This window comes from Kitasatospora sp. NPDC017646, from assembly GCF_044329365.1.
GTDB lineage: Bacteria > Actinomycetota > Actinomycetes > Streptomycetales > Streptomycetaceae > Kitasatospora.
This window is the reverse complement of sequence record NZ_JBIRJC010000073.1, coordinates 1-17,947: the sequence shown is the minus strand read 5'-3', so window position 1 is coordinate 17,947 and position 17,947 is coordinate 1. Positions and strand designations below refer to the sequence as shown.

Sequence of the window (17,947 nt, the reverse complement as noted above, 5' to 3'; positions counted from 1 at the left end):
TCCCGTACCAGTGAAGTCAGGATGATCAAGAGATCACGCAGTGACCCGCTTTTGATCCGCCGTCCGTGGTCCTCGTTTCACCCGTCGCCGACACTGGCGTCCGGGCGGCCGCCGGTCCGCGCCGCTGTGCGGGTCGCTTGGGTCGCTGTTCCTGGTCGTGGTGGTCGGCCAGGAGGCGGCCGTCCCGTGTCCGCCTCGGCGTTCGCCTCGCCGCGGTCCGGGCGCCGTCCGGGTCCCGCCGCCGTCTTGGCGCTGTCCTGGCATCGGGCCGGGGGCGGGTGTGGGTGGCCGTCAGGCCGCCGTCCAGGAGGAGGTGCGCCGAGCCTCAGAAGAGACCTCGGTGGTCAGGCTGCGCAGCCCTTCCACGGCTCCGCCTGTGCTGTGCCGCCTCGGCGTGCCCGCGCCGCCCGCGCCTTCGTCACCGGCGCGGGCCTGGCCGGAGTCTGTTCGGTGGCGCCGTAGGCGTTGCCGGGCAACCACTCGGCCGGGGGCGTCAGGCCCGTGGTTCAGTTCGGAGACTAGGGAGGTGTAAAGATGACTGGTGATATTGGTCGTCTTGGGGAGCTTATGGGCGCTCCCGGCCGTGAGCGCGTCGAGGTGCGTTGGGAGGGGGCCGCCGAGCGGCTCGGCGTTCGCCTTCCCTCGGACTTCCGAGAGTTTGTGGAGCGGTATGGCCGTGTCCAGTACTCGGGTGATCTCCTGGTAGTGGCGCCGTCGCTCAGGGCCGGAGTTCCGGATGAGGGGAGGTTCGACGGCCTCCACCAGTTCAACAAGGACGTCGGGGAGATGCTGGCGGAGTGGTACGGCTGGGACGGGATAGACGGCCGCCCGTACGAGCCGTTTCCGGCGAAGGGGTGTCTGCTCGCCTGGGCGAACAACACCTCCTCCGACTACTTCTGCTGGGACACCTCGGTCGGGGAGCCCGATCAGTGGCCGGTCGTGGTGTGGCGTTTCGGCATCAGCGAGTGGGTCCGTTTCGACGGTGGGATGGCCGAGTTCCTCGCCGCTGTGCTGACCGGCGAGTTTCCGGATGCCGATGAGCTGATCGACCGGTCGATGGCGACTGAGGTCTGGCGCTCGCTCTCGCCGTGAGGACGTCGTCGGCTGCGGCGGGTCAGCCGTGCGGGGTGGCCGGTGGAAGGGTGATGACCGAGGCTGGCGGGCACTGGGCGGTCGAGCGGCGCGCCGTAGTCGGTGTGCGCGGGGACTTCTCCCACTCGGGCATCAAGGCCTGGAGTGCATGCTCCAGGGCTAGGTGTCGGTCGCGCCGTCGAGGTGGGCCTGTTCGTTGCCTACCACCAGGTCGTGGGCGAGCACCGGAGCCCCGGCGGGAGCCTGCAGACGCAGGCGGGGCAGGTCGGGCCACCAGCGGGCCAGCGGCAGCCTAGTGGTCGAGCGCGTCTGCGGCCTTGAGGAAGTCCACCGCTACCTGGAACCAGCCGTGCCGGACCCCCGGCCGGTAGCCGCAGCCCCGGGAAAGGCAGGGTGACCAGGTGCCTGACTGCGCCTGCGCGCTCTTGACGCGCCGTCACCTGCAGGTGGAACGTCGTGCAAAGCCGCGCAACCGACTTGGTACGGGAGGGCATCATGACGCTACGGTTCGCCGGGGTGGACCCCAACACCGGCAAGGACGAGAGCCCGATGGTGTGGGTGGACGACGCCAAGAGGGAGCTGGTCGTCCAGGGCCTCAAGCCCGGCGAGGACCTCCTGACGGAGATCGGTACGACCGAGTGGGTGCCCGGGCACTCCGTCGGTACCCCTGACCACGAGAACGTGACCCGCATCCCGCTGCGCATGGCACAGGTCATCAGGAAGGCGTTGGACGATGCCGAACGTGACGGCCTTCTCTGAGCTACTGGCCGGCGCCGAGCACTCCGCGGTGCACCTGGAGATGCGCGACTCCTACGGCATCGCCGGTGAAGCCGAGGAGTTCGAGCAGTTCCAGCGGACCGGCGTGCATCCGGACCTCGATCCCGAGGGCGTGGGTTGGTCCGGTTGGGTGTCGATGATCCGGTCCGCCGTCGCCCGCGGTGTCGTGGTGCGCCGCGCCCGGATCGTCTCCGAGCCGGTCACCGAATACATCCGCTACGAGCACGCCGGCACCGTGGTCAACCTCGCGGCAGGCGAGCAGGTCCGGTGGCTGCCGCGCCGCCACGCCTCCGACCTTGCCCTGCCGGGGAACGACTTCTGGCTGTTCGACGGCAGGATCGTGCGCTTCAACCACTTCACCGGCGACGGGGCCTCGGCCGGGCCGGAGATGTGCGAGGACCCTGCCGTGGCCAAGCTCTGCGCAGACGCGTTCGAGGCCGTCTGGGAGCGCGCCGTCCCGCACGAGCAGTACACCGTCTGACGCCCGGACCGGACGACCAGCCCCCGTGCCCGCCTCACCGTCCTCCAGCGCCCAGGAAGCCCGCCTGGCCGTCGCAGCGCGGCTGCGCGAGATCATGCAGGACGCCGGTCTCCAGGGCCAGGAGCTGGCCGCCCGGTGCGGCTGGAACGGCGCCAAGACATCCCGCATCATCAACGCCAAGACCGCGCCCTCGGACGCCGACATCCGCACGTGGTGCAGGGTCTGCGACGCCGACGACCAGGCCGCAGACCTGATCGCCGCCAACCGCGCCGTGGACTCCATGTACGTCGAGTGGCGCCGCCTCACCCGCACCGGCCTGCGCCGACTCCAGGAATCCGCGGCGCCCCTCTACGAACGCACCCGGCACTTCCGCTCCTACTCCTCCCGCGTCGTGCCAGGCGTCCTGCAGACCGAGGCGTACGCCACCGCCCTGCTCGCCACGGTGGCCGACTTCCGCCGCACCCCCAACGACGTCGCCGACGCCGTCAAAGCGCGCCTGGCCCGCTCCCGCGTCGTGCGCACCGGCCAACACCGCTTCGCGATCCTGGTGGAGGAGTCCGTCCTCTACTACCGCCTCGGCACCGTCGAGACGATGGCCGAACAACTGGAGCACCTGCTCGCCGCCATGGCGCTGCCGGCCGTCTCGCTCGGCGTCATCCCCTTCACCGCGACCCGCACCATGTGGCCGGTGGAGACGTTCAACATCTTCGACGACGCCGAGGCCGGGGTGGAGCTGCTGTCCGCCCAGGTGACCGTCACCACGCCCAGTGAACTCGCGCTCTACGGCCAGGCCTTCGACCGGCTCAAGGACTTCGCGGTCCACGGCGCGCAAGCGCGGGCCCTGATCACCCGGGCCGCTGACTCCCTCGGGTGAATCCCTGCAAACGCGTGCAAACGCGTTGAGGGCCCGGCCGGTCACTCCCTACCGTCGATCCGTCGCCCACCGTGACGGCTCGGACGCCCGGGCCCCGGCGGGCGAGCTGGGGCCGCTGCGCCCGCCCGCCTGCCCCGTCGGGTAGGCGCAGCCGTCACCGCCGACGAGAGAGCGGAGTACCGCCGTGGCCGCGCACCCCATAACCCACCGCCCACCGGCCGCGTCCGCGCAGCAGTGGAGCCGGCGGGCGCGAGGTGCCCGGTGACCGCAGCTGTCGAGACCCCCACACCTCGCCCGGCCGCCAGCTGTGCCAGGACGCTGCTGCCGTACGAGCCGCAGGCCGCTTCGGCGGCCCGTCGCCTGGTGCGCACCGCGCTGCGCGGGTGGGGGCTGGAGGACCTGGTCGAGGCCGGCGAACTCATCATCAGCGAGCTGGTCGCCAACGCCGCGAAGACTGGCTGCCAGCGGAAGATGACGGTCTCCGTCGAGCGCATCACCGACCGCTGCGTGCGGATCAGCGTCCGCGACGGCTCCCGCGTCCTGCCTTGCCTCATCGACGCAGGGCCCGCCGCCGAGTCCGGCCGCGGCATGGCCCTGGTTCACCACCTCACCGGCGGTCACTGGGGTGCTACCCCAGAGCCCTACGGCAAGACCGTCCATGCCGATCTCCGAACCCGTTCCGCCGAAGCCAGCTGATGCCCGTTGCCCAGCTGCAACCCGGTCGTTGAACCGGCCGAGCGCCCCGACCAGGGCGTGCGGCTACGCCTGTTCCACACCGCCCGGCAAGCGGCTGGAACTGGCCGGGCAAGAAGGACAAGGGCCAGATCACCGTGGACGAACGCTGGGCGTTGGTCCGGTCCGCCCTCGAGGACCAGGCGAGCGGCGCTATGCACACCGACCCCAGCACGAAGGACCACACCTACACCCACGCTGAGGCCGAGGTACTCATCGCGGCCACCGCCGCCCTGCTGCGCCTGCTGGCCTGACCCCCGCCGAGCAGCCGGCCACTTTTGGTGCCGCGCTATGGAGCCGGTGGAGGTGCAGTATGCGCCTCCACCGGCTTCACTGCTGGCGTTGTCGGGATGCCGGCAGATCAGGGTCAGCCGGTGGTGGCGAAGGTCCAGCCGGGCATGGTTTCCCAGGGAAGCCACTTGTTGTTCGTGTAGGTGGCGCGGGACATCGTGCCGTTGGTGCCGGTGGCGAAAAGTTCGAGGGTGTTGGTGTCGGCGTTGTAGGTGACGGAGGGGGTGCCGGAGAACTTCCAGTCGCTGATGGAGCTCCAGTCGGCCCAGGTCTTGGTCTTGTTGTCCCAGTAGGTGTGGCCGAGCTCGCCGGTCGTGCGCACGGCGAAGAGTTCGACGGCGTTGGCGGCGGGGTTGAAGACGGCGGTGGGGGTGCCGTTGAACTGCCACTGGCTCATGGTGGTGACGTCGCTCCAGCGGGCGCCGTTGAGGCTGTAGGAGTGGGCCATCGTGCCGTTCGTGGTGGTGACGAAGACCTCGGCGCTGTTGTTGGCGGGGTTCACGACGGCGGTGGGGCTGCCGGCCACGGCAGGTCCGCTGATGGTGCCCCAGTCGCTCCAGGACTTGGTCTTGTTGTCCCAGTACCTGTGGCCGAGCTCGTTACGGCTGGTGGTCGCGAAGAGTTCGACGGCGTCGGTGGCCGCGTTGTAGACGGTGGTGGGGGTGCCGTTGAACTGCCAGTCGCCGTGCAGGCGGACGTCATCCCACGGCGCGCCGTTGGTGCTGTAGGAGTGGGTCATGTAGCCGTCGGTGGTCAGGGCGAACACCTCGGCGGTCTGGTTCGAGGGGTTGTACACGGCGACGGGGTTGGCCTTGAGGTTCGAGATGCCGGGCAGGGCGGCCCAGCCCATCCACTTCTTGGCTGCTGGGTCCCAGTGGTTGCGGCAGAGCTTGCCGTCCTTGCCGACGGCGAAGAGTTCGAGGGTCTTGGTGGCGGGGTTGTAGATGGTGGAGGGGATTCCGGTGAACTGCCACTTCTCCAGGGTCGACCATCCGCTCCAGTCCTGGTTCTCGGTCTTGGAGTTGTGGGCGAGGACGCCGTCGGTGCCCAGGGCGAAGATCTCGGCGGTCCTGGTGTCGGGGTTGTAGACGGAGTTCACGACCGCCGAGGAGTAGTCGACCTTGACGCCCCACGCGGACACGGTCTGCTGGACCCACCCGGCCAGATCGTCGACGCGCGCGCTGTAGGCGCCAGTGCGGGTTTCGGTGGCAGGGGCCCCGAGGCAGCCGCCCTGCCAGGAACGTGAGGCCACAGCGACGAGCTCGGCCCTTCCGTTCGTCTCGCGGACGGCGGGGGCGCCGGTGTCGCCCTTGCAGACCGCGGCGCCTCCCGCGCCCGTGATGCCGAGCCCACCGGCGCTCACAGTGTCGAGCGTGAAGGCGCCGGTGTGGGGCTTGTCCGGCACCCACTCGTCCTTGGTGCGCCCGTAGCCGTTCACCCGCAGGCTCTGTCCGGCGCTGGGTGCGGTGGTGGCGACGGGAAGGGGCGTGATGTTGGTGACGGGGGTGGCCAGGCGGGCCATGACGAGGTCGCGGTCCTGGCGGGCCACCAGCTCGGCGACGTCGGCGGCCTTGCCGCCGACGGTGGCGGTGGTCTTCCACTTCGGAGCACCGGTGGCCAGCGTCTGGGGCTGGGCGGGGTCGTCAGTGAAGCAGGACGCAGCGGTGAGCACCCAGTACCGGTCCACGAGGGCACCGGTACAGGCACGGAAGTTGTCGCCGATGACCAGACGCACGGTGGCGGTGTAGGCGGCATCGGTCGACGGCTCGCCGGCCACGGCACCGGCCGGGGTGGCAGTGAGTGTGGTCAACGCGCCGGTGGCCGTGGCGACGGCGAGCAGACCGGTACGCCAGGAGCGGGACGAAAGCTGGTGGGTCATTGCTTGGAGTTCCTGTCGGATAAGGAGGATATGGGGTGAGCCAGCCTGGTGACGCGCAGCCCGGCACCGTGGACGGGGCCAGTCCTGGGGCTTCGCGGCTTGGGTCCTCGTCGTCACCACCGTCGGTGCCGACGGGCAGGCCCGCCGCAGGGAGCTGCGCAGAGCCGAGTCAGCGACAGGTCGGGCACAGCTGATCGAGTCAGCAGCTCGTGAAGGCAGGCCAAGAGGGCTGGCCGGAAGAACCGCACCCGCCGGGCCTCTTGGAGCCGCGGTGGTCAGAGGGTGCCGGTGATCACGGTTCCGGTGTGGTTTCCGGGGATGGCAGTGAGGTCGAGGCTCTCGGGCGCGGCCCAGGTGCCATCGCTGTGGCGGGCGGTCAGCAGGACCTTGTTGTCCATGGTGGTCACCGCGAACACTGCGTCGCTATCAACGGGGCTGGCGCTGATGCTGGTGCCGGTGACGTTTCCGATGACGCCGGCGAGGGAGGCCATAGGCTGCCAGCTACCGTTAGCCCAGCGCATGGTGTGGTATTGGCCGTCGCTAGCGACGAGGGCGAGGTTCAGGTCGTTGTTCTGGCGGGAGACGGCGACCGCGGTCACCGGCGCAGTCGCGCCGGCGGCCTGCGCGACGGCCCCCCAACCGCTCCATGTTCCAGTCGCCTTGCGCAGGGTGTGGTAAATCCGTCCGCCGGACACGGCGGCGATGTGCAGTTCGCCACCCGCGGTGCCCGCAGCGGAGATGGAAGTGATGCCCTTGAGCGGGCCGACGACATCGGTGACGACACCGAAGGCACTCCACTCGCCGGCGCCGTTGCGTACTGTGTGGAACAGGATGTCGTTGGCGACAATGGCGACGTGCAGATCGTTGCCGACGGACGCGACGGCGACCTGAGTGATGTTGCCGAGGTCGTTGAGCGCGACGTTGAGGTCGACGAAGCGCTGGGCCCAACTGCCGTCCAGGTTCCGGATGGCGTAGTGCAGGTGTCCGTCGCCGCCAAGAGCGATGATGTGGGTGGCGGTGTCGACGCCAGCCGAGGCCACGGCGCGTACTCCGCCGATGTTGCCGGCCGTCGCCTGAACGTCCTCATACGGAGTCCACGAACCGTCGTAGAGACGGGACGCGAAATAGAGATTGGCGTCGCTGCGGACCAAGGTCTGGGTCTTCCAGCCCATGGCCTTCGCCCGAATCTGCTGTACCCAACCAGCCAGATCGTCGACACGGCCACCGGTGGCACCGGTGCGCGTCTCGGTGGCAGGGGTGCCCAGGCAGCCGCCCTGCCAGGAGCGGGAGGCGACGGCGACGAGTTCGGCTCTGCCGTTCGTCTCGCGGATGGCGGGGGCGCCGGTGTCGCCCTTGCAGACCACCGCACCACCAGTGCCCGTGAGGGCGACGGACTTCGAGTCGGCCGAGTCCAGCGTGAACGCGCCCGAGTGCAGTCTGTCCGGCACCCACTCGTCCTTGGTGCGCCCGTAGCCTGGTACCCGCAGTTTCTCGCCTGTGGTGGGGGTGGTGGTGGCGACGGCGAGCGGGGTAACGCCGTCAACGGGCGTGGCAAGGCGTGCCATGACGAGGTCGCGGTCCTGGCGTGGCACCAGCTCGGCGACCTCGGCGTTCTTGCCGGCGATGGCGGCGGTGGTCTTCCACTTCGGTGCGCCGTTGGGCAGGCTGCCGGGCTGGGAGGGGTCGTCAGCGAAGCAGGAGGCCGCGGTGAGTACCCAGTTGCGGTCCACGAGGGCGCCGGTGCAGGCACGCAGGTTGTCGCCGATGCGCAGGCGCTCGGTAGCGGTGTAGGCGTCGTTGGCGACCGGGTCGCCGGGGACAGCTCCGGCCGGAGTGGAGGTGGACGTGGTCAGTGTGCTGGCGGCGATGGCTGCCACCAGCACACCCGCCCGCCAGGAACTGGATGAGGACTTGCGGGACATGGAAAGGTGCTCCTGGGATGTCGGATGGTGACACGCCCGGTCAGGCTCGGCACCTGTTGGGCGGCCGAGCTCGACGGGGGTGTCGGTACTGGGCGTGGTGTCAGCCGGCGGGGGTGGCGGTGATGCTCTGGATGGCGCTGCTGGTGACGGCGTAGAAGGTGGTCCAGCTGCCGTCGGCCTTCTTGTCGGCGGTCCAGATCTGGTCGTCGGCGCCGATGGCGAACAGACGGATGGTGTCGCCGATGGTGGTGGCGGCGACCTGCTTGACGCCGGCGGCGTTGGGCACGGGGTCGAAGGTGGTCCAGGGTCCGCCGGTGGTGCTGTCGGTGGTCCAGATGCGCTGGTCGCCGCCGACGGCGAACAGGCGCACGGTGTTGCCGATGGTGGTGGCGGTGATGTGCTGGATGGCGCTGCTGGGGATGGCTTGGAACGTGCTCCAGGTGCCGGCGGTGTAGTCGCCGGTGGTGGTCCAGATCCGCTGGTCGCCGCCGATGGCGAACAGGCGCACGGTGTTGCTGACGGCGGTGGCGGTCACCTGCTTGATGCCGCTGCTGGGCAGGGCCTGGAACGTGCTCCACTTGCCGGCGGTGTAGTCGCCCGTGGAGGTCCAGATCTTCTGGTCCGAGCCGACGGCGAACACGCGGACCTTGTCGCCCATGGCGACGGCGGTCACCTGCTGCACACCGGCCGCATCGGGCAGGGCCTGGAACTGGCTCCAGGAGCCGTTCGCCCCGTCGTTGCTCGACGTCCAGATGCGCTGGTCGCCGCCGACGACGAACAGGCGGGTGGTGGTGCCCATGGTGACGGCGCTGACCTGCCGGATGCCGCTGTTGTTCGGCACGGCGTCGAAGGTGCCCCACACGTTCGTGCTGTAGGAGCCCTGGTTGGTCCAGATCCGGTTGTCACCGCCGACCGCGAACAGCCGGCTGTCCGGGCGGGAGGCCCTCACCTGCTGCACCCACCCGGCGAGGTCGTCGACGCGGGTGCTGGTGGCACCGGTGCGGGTTTCGACGGCCGGGGTGCCGAGGCAGCCGCCCTGCCAGGAGCGGGAGGCGACGGCGACGAGTTCGGCTTTGCCGTTCGTCTCGCGGATCGCGGGGGCGCCGGTGTCGCCCTTGCAGACCGCGGCGCCGCTGGTGCCAGTGATGCCGAGCACGGTCGGGTTGACGGTATCGACGGTGAAGGCACCGGTGTGGAGCTTGTTCGGCACCCACTCGTCCTTCGTCCGCCCGTAGCCGGCCACGCGCAGGGTCTGCCCGGCGCCGGGGGCCGTGGTCGCGACCGCCAGGGGGGTGATGCCCCCGACCGGGGTGGCCAGGCGCGCCATCACGAGGTCGCGGTCCTGGCGCGGCACCAGCTCGGCGACCTCGGCAGACATCCCCCCCACGGTGGCGCTGGTTTTCCACTTCGGTGCGCCAGCAGCCAGCGCCAACGGCTGCGCCGGGTCGTCGGCGAAGCAGGACGCGGCGGTGAGCACCCAGTACTGGTCGACCAGCGTGCCGGTGCAGGCACGCAGGCTGTCACCGATCACCAGACGCGCCGTGGCGGCGTAGGAGCCGTCGGAGGCCGCATCGCCGACTGCGGCCCTGGCCTGTGGAGCGACGAACGTTGCCAACACCCCAGTGGCCACAGCCGCCGCCAGTACATCTGCCCGCCGTCGAACGCTGGGAGAAGCGATGTGAAGCATCCTTATGTCTTTCTGTCAGCAGATCTGCCCGTGACCGGGCTCAGCCCGTGACGCGCAGTTCGACGACAGTGGTCGGGGCCTGGCCCAGACCTTCACCCACACCCGTGAAGCCGTCCTTGGGCACGTCTGTGCTCTGGGAGGCGCCAGCAGCTGTGAGGGCGACCCTCACCGAACGGCCGGAGGTCTGTACGGCGAACACGTCCGGTAGTTCGAGGGTGAGGAAGCCGGCCGAGGACGGAGCAGTGAAGCAGATCCGGTTGTCAGGGTTGCCGGGTGCGCGGGTCCACAGCTGTATCTGCGAGGGCTTGGAGCAGTCGGCCAGCTGGACACCGCTGTCGCCGCGAATGAGCTTGACCTTGGTGATGGAGGAGGCGCCGGGGTAGGCGAAGTCTTCGACAGCCACTGGCGGCGTGGAGTCGTTGGCCTCCGCTGGGGGCGGCGTGGCCGGGGTGTCGGCCATGGCGAGCACGGCCGCACCGGCCGTGAGACCGATCGTTGCGGCGAGGGCCATGAGCAGTCCGAGTATTCGGATTCTCATCCGGGTCCTTAGAGTCTTGTTCGGGTCCGATGCCGCTCCCTGGAGCGACGGTGGTTGGGAGCGGCAGTTGTCAGCCGGTGATGCGCAGTTCGACGAGGGTCGTCGGCTTGAGGCCAAGCGCCTCTCCCACGTTCTGCATGGTGTTCTTCGGGATGCTGACTGGTGTGGTTGCGCCGTCGGTGGTCAGGCTTGCCTGTACCGAGCGGTCGGCGGTCTGGATGATCGTTGTCTCGGGGAGCTGGAGAGCAAGGTAGCCAGTGGCGCCGCTGACGCGGAAACAGATCTGCTCGCCGGTGCTCTGCGGTAGGGCACGGCTCCAAATCTGGATCTGAGTGACGGTGTGGCAGTCGGCCAGCATGATGTGGCCGTCGCCCCGCAGCAGCTTCAGCACGGGGTAGGGCGAGTCGAGGGGATACGTGAAGTCCTCGACGGCCGGTGGGGGAGGGGTGCTGTCTGCGGGGGCTGGATCGGTTGCGGCGACGGCGGTGCTGCCGAGAGCCGCTGCTGTTACGGCGCCGGCAATGGCTATGACCCATCTGCGCAGGTTCTTCCTCATGGGTCTTCTCCTCTGGTGTCGGGTAGACGCAGGTACGGCAAGGTTTGGGCACGCTCGCAGACAGACATGCCGCGAGCATGGAAGGGTTTCCGACCTGGTGTCAGTAATTTGCGACCAAAGTCTAGGTCATGGATTCCCTTGTCGTGGCGGTTGTCCAGTGTCGCTTCGGCACGCTACACAGGCGCGCTGACATCGACGGTCCAGCGGTTAGCGCAATCCTGAGCTCTTGCCAGTAGATGTCTCTCTAACGGGCTTTGGTCCTCGATCTCCATATATGTCTGCTTCGGTGTTGTCGACGGTCCGATGCATCACAGCGCCGGTTGTCTATCTGTCACGACAGCCGTATAGGCTCCGGCGGGAGTCAAATTGACTGCGCATAGGAATATGAGAGGCTGTTGGTGGACAGAAAATCGGAAATAGCGGGGTGCGGGAGGTGGCAGTGGCAGTCTGTCCCATGGCGGGTGAGCCTGCGCCTGCTTCCTCTGACGCTCGTGGCTGGTGTGCTGGGCGCAGCACCGGCCTTCGCCGCAGAAGGTCCGGAACCGACCTCGGCCCCGACTGCGGCGGTGCAGGTCGTGTTGACAGACCGTGGTCGGGTCGTCGACCTCTGGAAGGAGGGCGGTCCGGCGGTCAAGGCGGCAGCCGAGGCCGCGCTGACCGGCAGTGACGCGGACATTCGCAAGCTCCTCGATGCTGGCATCAAGTCCGCGCAGTTGGAGGATGACCGGCTTAGTGCCACGCAGATCCATGATCTCGGTGGCTCGGCGGTCCGTGACGCGGCAGCCAAGGCACTGGCCGGAACGCCTCAGGATCTCCAGACCTTCCTCGACACGGGGTGGCAGGCGCCGCTGGAGTCTGACCAGCGTCTGCAGGCGGCCCAGCTTCGCAATGGTGCGGGCCGCGGGGTTCAGGAGGCCGGTCGGGCAGCGATCAATGGGTCGATTGATGACATCCGTACGTTTCTGAATGAGGGCCAGTACGCGGCGCGGGAAGCCGACGACAGGGTCCGGCTTGTTCAGATCCTCAGCACGGGCGGGCCGAACACGCAGGCGGCCGCCCGTCTGGCGTTGAACGGGTCAATCGAAGATGTTCGGGACTTCCTGGACGTCGGCCAGCATGTCGCCCGTGCCCGGGATGCGGAGCGCACTAGCGTGAGCCAGCTGGTGCAGCAAGCGAAGGAAGCTGCTGCGCAGGCCGTTCGGGAGACTGAGGCGGCCAAGGTGGCTTCGGCGAAGGCGGTCGCGTCGTCGGAGCTTGCTAAGCAGGCGGCGGCCACGGCGGCGGCCGAGACTCAAGCGGCGCAGAACGACACCGAGGCGGCCGGTGCGGCTGCGGATCGTGCCGCCCAGGCCGCTGCCCGCGCCGGCGAAGCCGCGCAGGTGGCGATCGAAGCTGCGAAGGCGGCGACCAACGCTGCCCGAACGGCGGCCAGCGCCGCCGCCCAGGCGGCCACGGCCGCCGCAGTAGCGTCCCAGGCCGCCGCGCGCGCCCGCGGTGCAGCTGCGGCTGCGGCTGGCGACCGGGGCCGGGCGAAGGAGGCGCGGGAGGCGGCGGAAGCTGCCTCGGCCGCCGCACAGGCATCCACCTGGACCGGAGACGACGGCACCGGCATCGGCGAGCCCGAAAAGGATCCGGCGCACCCCACCGGCGCTTTCGGGCTGGCCCAGGTCTCGCTGGGCGAAGCCGACAAGGCCGCCGCGGCGGCCGATAGCGCCGGTGCCAACGCCCGTGCCGCCGCCGCGTCTGCGAACCAGGCAGGTACCGGTGCCGCCGGAGCCTCCGCTCAGTCGGCCCGCGCCAAGCAGGCCGCCGCGTCCACCACCCGGCACGCCCAGGAGGCCAGCCGCGCTGCGGCCGCCGCCAGGAGCCTCGTTCAGGACGCCAAGCAGGCGGTCACGGACGCCAAGGCGCTCATGTCCTCCGCCACCGCTCATGCGACTGCTGCGGCCCAGGCCGCCAACGAGGCCGCTCAACACGCCGGGGATAGTGCCACCGCCACCGCGGCCTCGAAGGCGAACGCCACCGCTGCCGCCGACGCAGCGAAGACCACGGCGGATGCCGTCGCCGAAGCCAGGAAGGTTCGGGACCTGGCAGACCGCGCGGAAGCGGAGGACCTCACCGCCCGCACCTCCGCCGCCGTCGAGAAGGCCAGTGATGCCAAGGCCGCCTACGACGACGACCGCAACCAGGTCGGCGAAGGCATCCAGAAGCTGCGCGCCCTTAAGGACGAAGCCGACCGCCTTGCTGCGTCTGTGGCCCAGCCCGGCTCGAGTACCGCCGCCATTGTCACCGACGGCCGGAAGCTCGCTCTCCTGTCTATGCAGATCGCCGGCGGCCCATGGGAGAGGGAAGCTGCGGCCGCCGCGCTCTCCGGCTCGGACCAGGCCGTTCTCGATTACGTCACGACCGGCCGCCGCCAGGCCCTCGAACAGGACGAGCGCGAACGCGTCAACAACCTCGCGGTGAAGTCCGAGATCGCCGCAGTCCGTGCCGCAGCCATCGAGGCGGCTAAGGGCGACGCGACCACGATCACCGCGTTTCTCACCACCGGCCAGTACGAGGCCGCTGCCTCCGACTACCGCCTAGCTGTCGCCCAGGCCCGCAATGGATCTGGCAGCAAGGTTGACGAGGCCGCCCGTGCCGCTATCAACGCTGGCACCCCGCAGGCTTTGCATGACTTCCTCACCACCGGCAATGCCGAGGCCCAGGCCAGCGACGACATTCTTCAGGCAGCTCAACTGCGCAACGGAGCGGGGCCCGAGCTGGAGGCCGCCGCTCGGGTGGCTCTTCAAGGTTCCCCTCAGCAGCTGAAGGTCTTCCTCGCGACCGGGCAGTACGCTGCCAAGCGCAAGGATGCCCTCGCCGCCACGCACAAGGCTGAGATCGAGCGCATGCTGCTCGAAGGTGACGCCGCTAGTGCGCTCGCCCAGCAGGCAGCGGCCGAAGCCGCCCAGGCAGCAGCTGTCGCTGCCGGTGCCACCGCCGATGCGAACTCCGCAGCTGCGTCCGCAAAGGACGCGGCTAGCAGGGCCAATGCTCTCGCCACTCAGGCCCAGGAAAAGGCCAAAGCCGCAGAGACCAGTGCATCCCAGGCCGTGTCAGCGGCAAAGGCAGCAACCGACGCGGAGACGACGGCGCGTCGTCAGGCCGCTTCCGCGGCGTACTCAGCTCAGAAGGCCCAGTCCTCAGCCCGCTTGGCGAACTGGGCGGCTGTCTCGGCCTACCGCGCCGCAAGGGACGCCCGTGCCTCCTGGGAGGCCGCCAACACGGATGCCGGCGCCGCAGCGTTGGCATCAACCAAGGCCGCCCAGGCGTACCAGGACCGTGTTGCCGATGCGAAGCGCGTCACCGAAGAGATGCTCGCCAGCAACCTGCAGTTCCTTCAGGATGCCGCGGCCCAGCGGCAGGCGGAGCAGGAAGCCGAGCAGCGGAAGCGCGACATCGAGGAACAGATTCGTAAGGAACTCGACGACCCCTACCGTGACTACCAGCCGGTCGACACCCGGGGCATCCTCCTAGCCATCGCCCACGGTGCGCTCGACTTCGTCGGCGCGGTGGCACCACCCGGATGGTCCTCTGCTGCGGAGCTTCTTAACTGCGGCCTGTACATGCTCCAAAACGATGCAGAGAACGCTAAGAGCGCCTGCATCAGTGCCATACCCATCTTCGGCGAGGCGAAAGCCATCGAAAAGGTCGGCGAGCTTCTAAAGAAGGCCGGCCCTGTCGGCAAGAAGGTCGTCGAGTTCCTCGAACGGGTCTACTCCAAGATCGCAGGCGTCTGCGAATTCGGCAATAAGAACAGCTTCCCCGCCGGCACGCGCGTCCTCATGAGCGACGGCAGCCGCAAGCCGATTGAGCAAGTCACGGTCGGCGATAGCGTTCTCGCTACTAACCCGCTCACGGGTGAGACTGCGGCACGGGCAGTCGACGCAGTCATCTATACGCCGGATGACCGGGACTTCACCGATCTCCAGGTTCAGAGTGGCGGCAGCAACGGAAATCTGACAGCAACCGACCACCACCCCTTCTGGGTCGACAAGAGCAAGAAATGGGTCGACGCCGCTGACCTTCATAACGGCGACACCCTGCGCACCCCTAACGGGGCTACAGCCACTGTGGCTGAGGCCAAGCAGCGCAAGGGCCTTGAAGCAGCCTTCAATCTGACCGTCCAGGACCTCCATACGTACTATGTCCTGGCGGGCGACGCCCCGGTCCTCGTTCACAATATCGACTGCTTCGCTCCGTTCACCCGCGACAATATCGGTCCGATCGCACAAAAACTCGGGCTCGGGAAATATCCGGGAAGCGGTGAAACTACAGGCTTCGCGCGGGTCGGCCAGAAAATCTACAACAACCTTGCCAGTGGCAGGGAAAGGGAGGAAGCTGAGCTGGTCGCATGGGTGAAGGCCGCGACAAAGGAGGGTTGGGGTGCCGCGTCTGGACGTGCCTCAGACCTTGAGGTAAAATTCGTCGCCAAGATGCACCTCGACGGAATTGATGACGCCGAACTGGTAATCAACTACCCCGGCGGACCATGCATGCAGCAATTTGGCTGCAACGCCGTCCTTGACGGCCTCCTCCTTAAAGATCCAAACAAACCGAAGGGTCTTACCGTCTACTTCCCAATGCCCGATGGCAGCTGGGAGCGGAAGCAATATGGCACCCACAGGGGACGTGGTTGAAATGTCTGCACTTGCTGAAGTCCGGTACAGGTCGGACCAGATGGAAAATCCGGGCCATCTACACTCGATCGATGACGTGGATGCCCTGATCGACGCGCTCCTCAATGGACCAGCAAACCAGAACATGGCCCAGTTGACTCACCTGGCCCGGAAGCGCGTGAAGCCGAAGATTTCTGGCTATGATTTTCCGTCGGTTCCAGATCACGATTTCCAGGTTGGAGTGAACAGGGAACTTCAGGTCGGAGTTGTACTCTTCATCGACCACAGTGGAAACTTCGTATCGGCTGGACCTCCAGATTCTAGGGAATCTCCCGAGTACTACCTCGCAGGGCACTGGACTCAGTTTCGGGACCAGACTGAAATCTCTATCGATCTCGTTCGCCAGGCTGTGCGGGAATTCCTAGTCACGGGAGGTCAGCGTCCCGCCTGTATTGCGTGGAAAAACCAGTACGTCGCCGATGATTCGGATCTGACTGCCTAACATTGTTGCCGCGCTTACCATCAGTTTTGCCAGCCCCCGAGGCGAGGGGATATCGATCAAGGACCGGAGCCCTCGCCAGCACCCTTGGGTTCTAACAGTCGTCGCAACACCCCAGTTCAAGGTGTGTGATGGACTGGGGCCGGGAGACTCAGCGGCGAGCGCTTCCGGCTCGTCCGGCAGGGCTACTGCAACAGAGAGGCGTCCCGGCTCGTAGGTGTTCACGAGCGGACCCGGCCGTGAGTGGCGCCAAGGCTGCTCCGAGGGCCGTTGAAGAGGCCGCGGTCGCCCGCGTAAACTGCGCGGGCGACCGTCTCCTGTCGGTCGGGTCGCCCGGGGGAATCGCACCCCCGGGCTCCCACAGAACGGAGCGTGACAGTCTTCCGTCACTCCGCTCTTGTCATCCTGATCGCCAGGCTCGGGGCGTCCATACCCAGTGGGCGAAGAGCCTTGGGTACTGGCGGATCACGCATGGGCCTTCTTGAACGCCCGTAGTCGCTTGTATTTCGTGCGGATCCACCGCATCAGGTAGGCGTTGATGCGGTGAAGGAGGGGATGCAGAGCGGAGCGGTAGAACTCGCCGTAGTACTGCATCCAGCCCCGCACTATCGGGTTGATCCGACGCGCGAGGTCGAAGAAGGTGAGGTTGATCTGCTGGTGGAGCCGCCAGGAGCGGATCTCCGTGCTGATCTTCTTCAGGGCGTCCTCGCTGATCGCCCGCAGGAAGGCGGTGAAGTTCTTCCCCTTCCTGCTGCGCGCCCCACGGGCCCGGAACGTGAACCCCAGGAAGGTGAACGACGTTTGCTCGTACGAGCCGCGCCGGTAGCCGTCCTTGCAGTAGACGATCCGGGTCTTGTCGGGGTGAAGCCGCAGCCCGACCTCTTCCAACCTGTCCGCGAGGGCGGCCAGGACCTCGCGGGCCTGGCGCTCGCTGACACAGTGAACAACCGCGTCATCGGCATACCGTTCGAACTGGACACCCGGGTATGTCCGGGCGAGCCAGAGATCGAACGCGTAGTGCATGAACAGGTTGGCGAGGACGGGCGAGACCGCCGACCCTTGTGGGGTCCCCCGGTCCCGCTTTCGCAAGGTGCCGTCGGGTAGTTGCAGCGGGGCGCGAAGCCATCGCTCAACATACAACTTCACCCAGACGGCGTCGGTGTGAGCTTCCACGGCTTTGACGACGAGGTCCCAGCGGACGGTGTCGAAGAACTTCTGGATGTCCAGATCAATGACCCAGTCCTTCTTCCAGCACCGTTGCCGGCAGGCCTCCACAGCGTCAAGAGCGGACCGGTTGGGTCGATATCCGTAAGAGTCCGGATGGAACGCAGGATCCACCCGTCTCATGAGATGTCGTGCCACCACGGTCTGAGCAACGCGGTCAGCGACGGTGGGAATGCCGAGCATTCTTGTGCCGCCGCCGTGCTGCTTGGGAATCTCCACCGCTCGCACCGGAGGTGGAAAGTACGTCCCAGACGACATCCGATTCCGGATCTTGTAGAGGTTCCCCTTGAGATCCTTTTCGAAGTCGTCGATTGACTGCCCGTCCACACCTGGTGCTCCCTGGTTTCTCCTGACCTCCCGATACGCCTCCAGAACTTCCCACTTCGAGATATCAAACGACTTGGCCGGTGACTTCAGCTTGTCCATCGGCTCCTCCCGGAGAACATCCGGTTGACCAGACACACATAGCCACGGATGACCCGGCCCCTTCGCTCCACCCCCGTTACAGAGGCTTCGTCACTACTACGGACCGGTCCGCCAACACGCCCCGCGACGGTACTCAGCCCCTTGCGGTTCAGCCGCTTGGGGTGCTCCCTCTTGCCGCCGTTCCCGGCGGCGGTGTCGGGACGTGCCTTCCCACGTTCCATGCAAGAGCAGCAGACCAGGATCACGCCACCTCCATGCCGGACACCGCCTGGCCAATACGCGGGCTCCCGCCAGACTTATCCCGGACT

Annotated in this window: 14 protein-coding genes; 8 read left to right on the top strand and 6 right to left on the bottom strand. The window is 67.7% G+C overall.

All coding sequences use genetic code 11. From position 1 onward, the window contains the following. Positions 1-534 precede the first annotated feature (534 nt). From ACH4J0_RS40995 to ACH4J0_RS40970, 6 genes are all read left to right on the top strand, one after another. On the top strand, positions 535-1,092 hold the full coding sequence (locus ACH4J0_RS40995; protein ID WP_396246299.1) for an SMI1/KNR4 family protein: 558 nt from the start codon (positions 535-537) through the stop codon (positions 1,090-1,092). Between the two features lie 495 nt (positions 1,093-1,587). Next, entirely contained in the window at positions 1,588-1,851 is a 264-nt protein-coding gene (locus tag ACH4J0_RS40990) for a hypothetical protein (protein WP_396246298.1), read from the top strand. Next, positions 1,826-2,350 (top strand): DUF6879 family protein, encoded by a 525-nt coding sequence (locus ACH4J0_RS40985; RefSeq protein ID WP_396246297.1) that lies wholly within the window; start codon positions 1,826-1,828, stop codon positions 2,348-2,350. Before ACH4J0_RS40990 ends, ACH4J0_RS40985 begins: the two co-directional genes overlap by 26 nt. 25 nt (positions 2,351-2,375) lie before the next feature. After that, entirely contained in the window at positions 2,376-3,224 is an 849-nt protein-coding gene (locus ACH4J0_RS40980; RefSeq protein WP_396246296.1) for a helix-turn-helix domain-containing protein, read from the top strand. Between the two features lie 261 nt (positions 3,225-3,485). Continuing rightward, positions 3,486-3,920, top strand: a complete 435-nt coding sequence (locus tag ACH4J0_RS40975) for an ATP-binding protein (protein ID WP_396246295.1) — start codon at positions 3,486-3,488, stop codon at positions 3,918-3,920. Between the two features lie 134 nt (positions 3,921-4,054). Beyond that, complete coding sequence (locus ACH4J0_RS40970; protein ID WP_396246294.1) at positions 4,055-4,210, top strand: hypothetical protein; 156 nt, start codon at positions 4,055-4,057, stop codon at positions 4,208-4,210. A gap of 113 nt (positions 4,211-4,323) precedes the next feature. Here the strand turns inward: ACH4J0_RS40970 and ACH4J0_RS40965 are convergent, their stop codons facing one another. The 5 genes from ACH4J0_RS40965 to ACH4J0_RS40945 all read right to left on the bottom strand — a co-directional run bounded on the left by ACH4J0_RS40965 (position 4,324) and on the right by ACH4J0_RS40945 (position 10,829). Next, positions 4,324-6,126 (bottom strand): trypsin-like serine protease, encoded by a 1,803-nt coding sequence (locus ACH4J0_RS40965; RefSeq protein WP_396246293.1) that lies wholly within the window; start codon positions 6,124-6,126, stop codon positions 4,324-4,326. Positions 6,127-6,401: 275 nt separating this feature from the next. Beyond that, complete coding sequence (locus ACH4J0_RS40960; protein ID WP_396246292.1) at positions 6,402-8,048, bottom strand: trypsin-like serine protease; 1,647 nt, start codon at positions 8,046-8,048, stop codon at positions 6,402-6,404. 100 nt (positions 8,049-8,148) lie between these two features. Further along, positions 8,149-9,663, bottom strand: coding sequence for a trypsin-like serine protease (locus ACH4J0_RS40955; protein ID WP_396246291.1), 1,515 nt, complete (start codon positions 9,661-9,663; stop codon positions 8,149-8,151). A gap of 112 nt (positions 9,664-9,775) precedes the next feature. After that, positions 9,776-10,273, bottom strand: a complete 498-nt coding sequence (locus ACH4J0_RS40950) for a hypothetical protein (protein WP_396246290.1) — start codon at positions 10,271-10,273, stop codon at positions 9,776-9,778. A gap of 70 nt (positions 10,274-10,343) precedes the next feature. Next, on the bottom strand, positions 10,344-10,829 hold the full coding sequence (locus tag ACH4J0_RS40945; protein ID WP_396246289.1) for a hypothetical protein: 486 nt from the start codon (positions 10,827-10,829) through the stop codon (positions 10,344-10,346). Positions 10,830-11,290: 461 nt separating this feature from the next. On the opposite strand from ACH4J0_RS40945, the gene ACH4J0_RS40940 reads away from it, so the two are divergent. Both ACH4J0_RS40940 and ACH4J0_RS40935 read left to right on the top strand, forming a co-directional pair. Then, positions 11,291-15,511 carry a polymorphic toxin-type HINT domain-containing protein gene (locus ACH4J0_RS40940; protein WP_396246288.1) on the top strand — a complete coding sequence of 1,407 codons (4,221 nt, stop codon included), beginning with the start codon at positions 11,291-11,293 and terminating at the stop codon, positions 15,509-15,511. Then, on the top strand, positions 15,462-15,992 hold the full coding sequence (locus tag ACH4J0_RS40935) for an Imm1 family immunity protein (RefSeq protein WP_396246287.1): 531 nt from the start codon (positions 15,462-15,464) through the stop codon (positions 15,990-15,992). Before ACH4J0_RS40940 ends, ACH4J0_RS40935 begins: the two co-directional genes overlap by 50 nt. Before the next feature lie 462 nt (positions 15,993-16,454). Here ACH4J0_RS40935 and ltrA read toward each other — a convergent pair whose 3' ends face one another. Continuing rightward, positions 16,455-17,639: a group II intron reverse transcriptase/maturase gene (gene ltrA, locus ACH4J0_RS40930; protein WP_396246286.1), complete on the bottom strand. Its 1,185-nt coding sequence runs from the start codon at positions 17,637-17,639 to the stop codon at positions 16,455-16,457. Between the last annotated feature and the right edge of the window lie 308 nt (positions 17,640-17,947).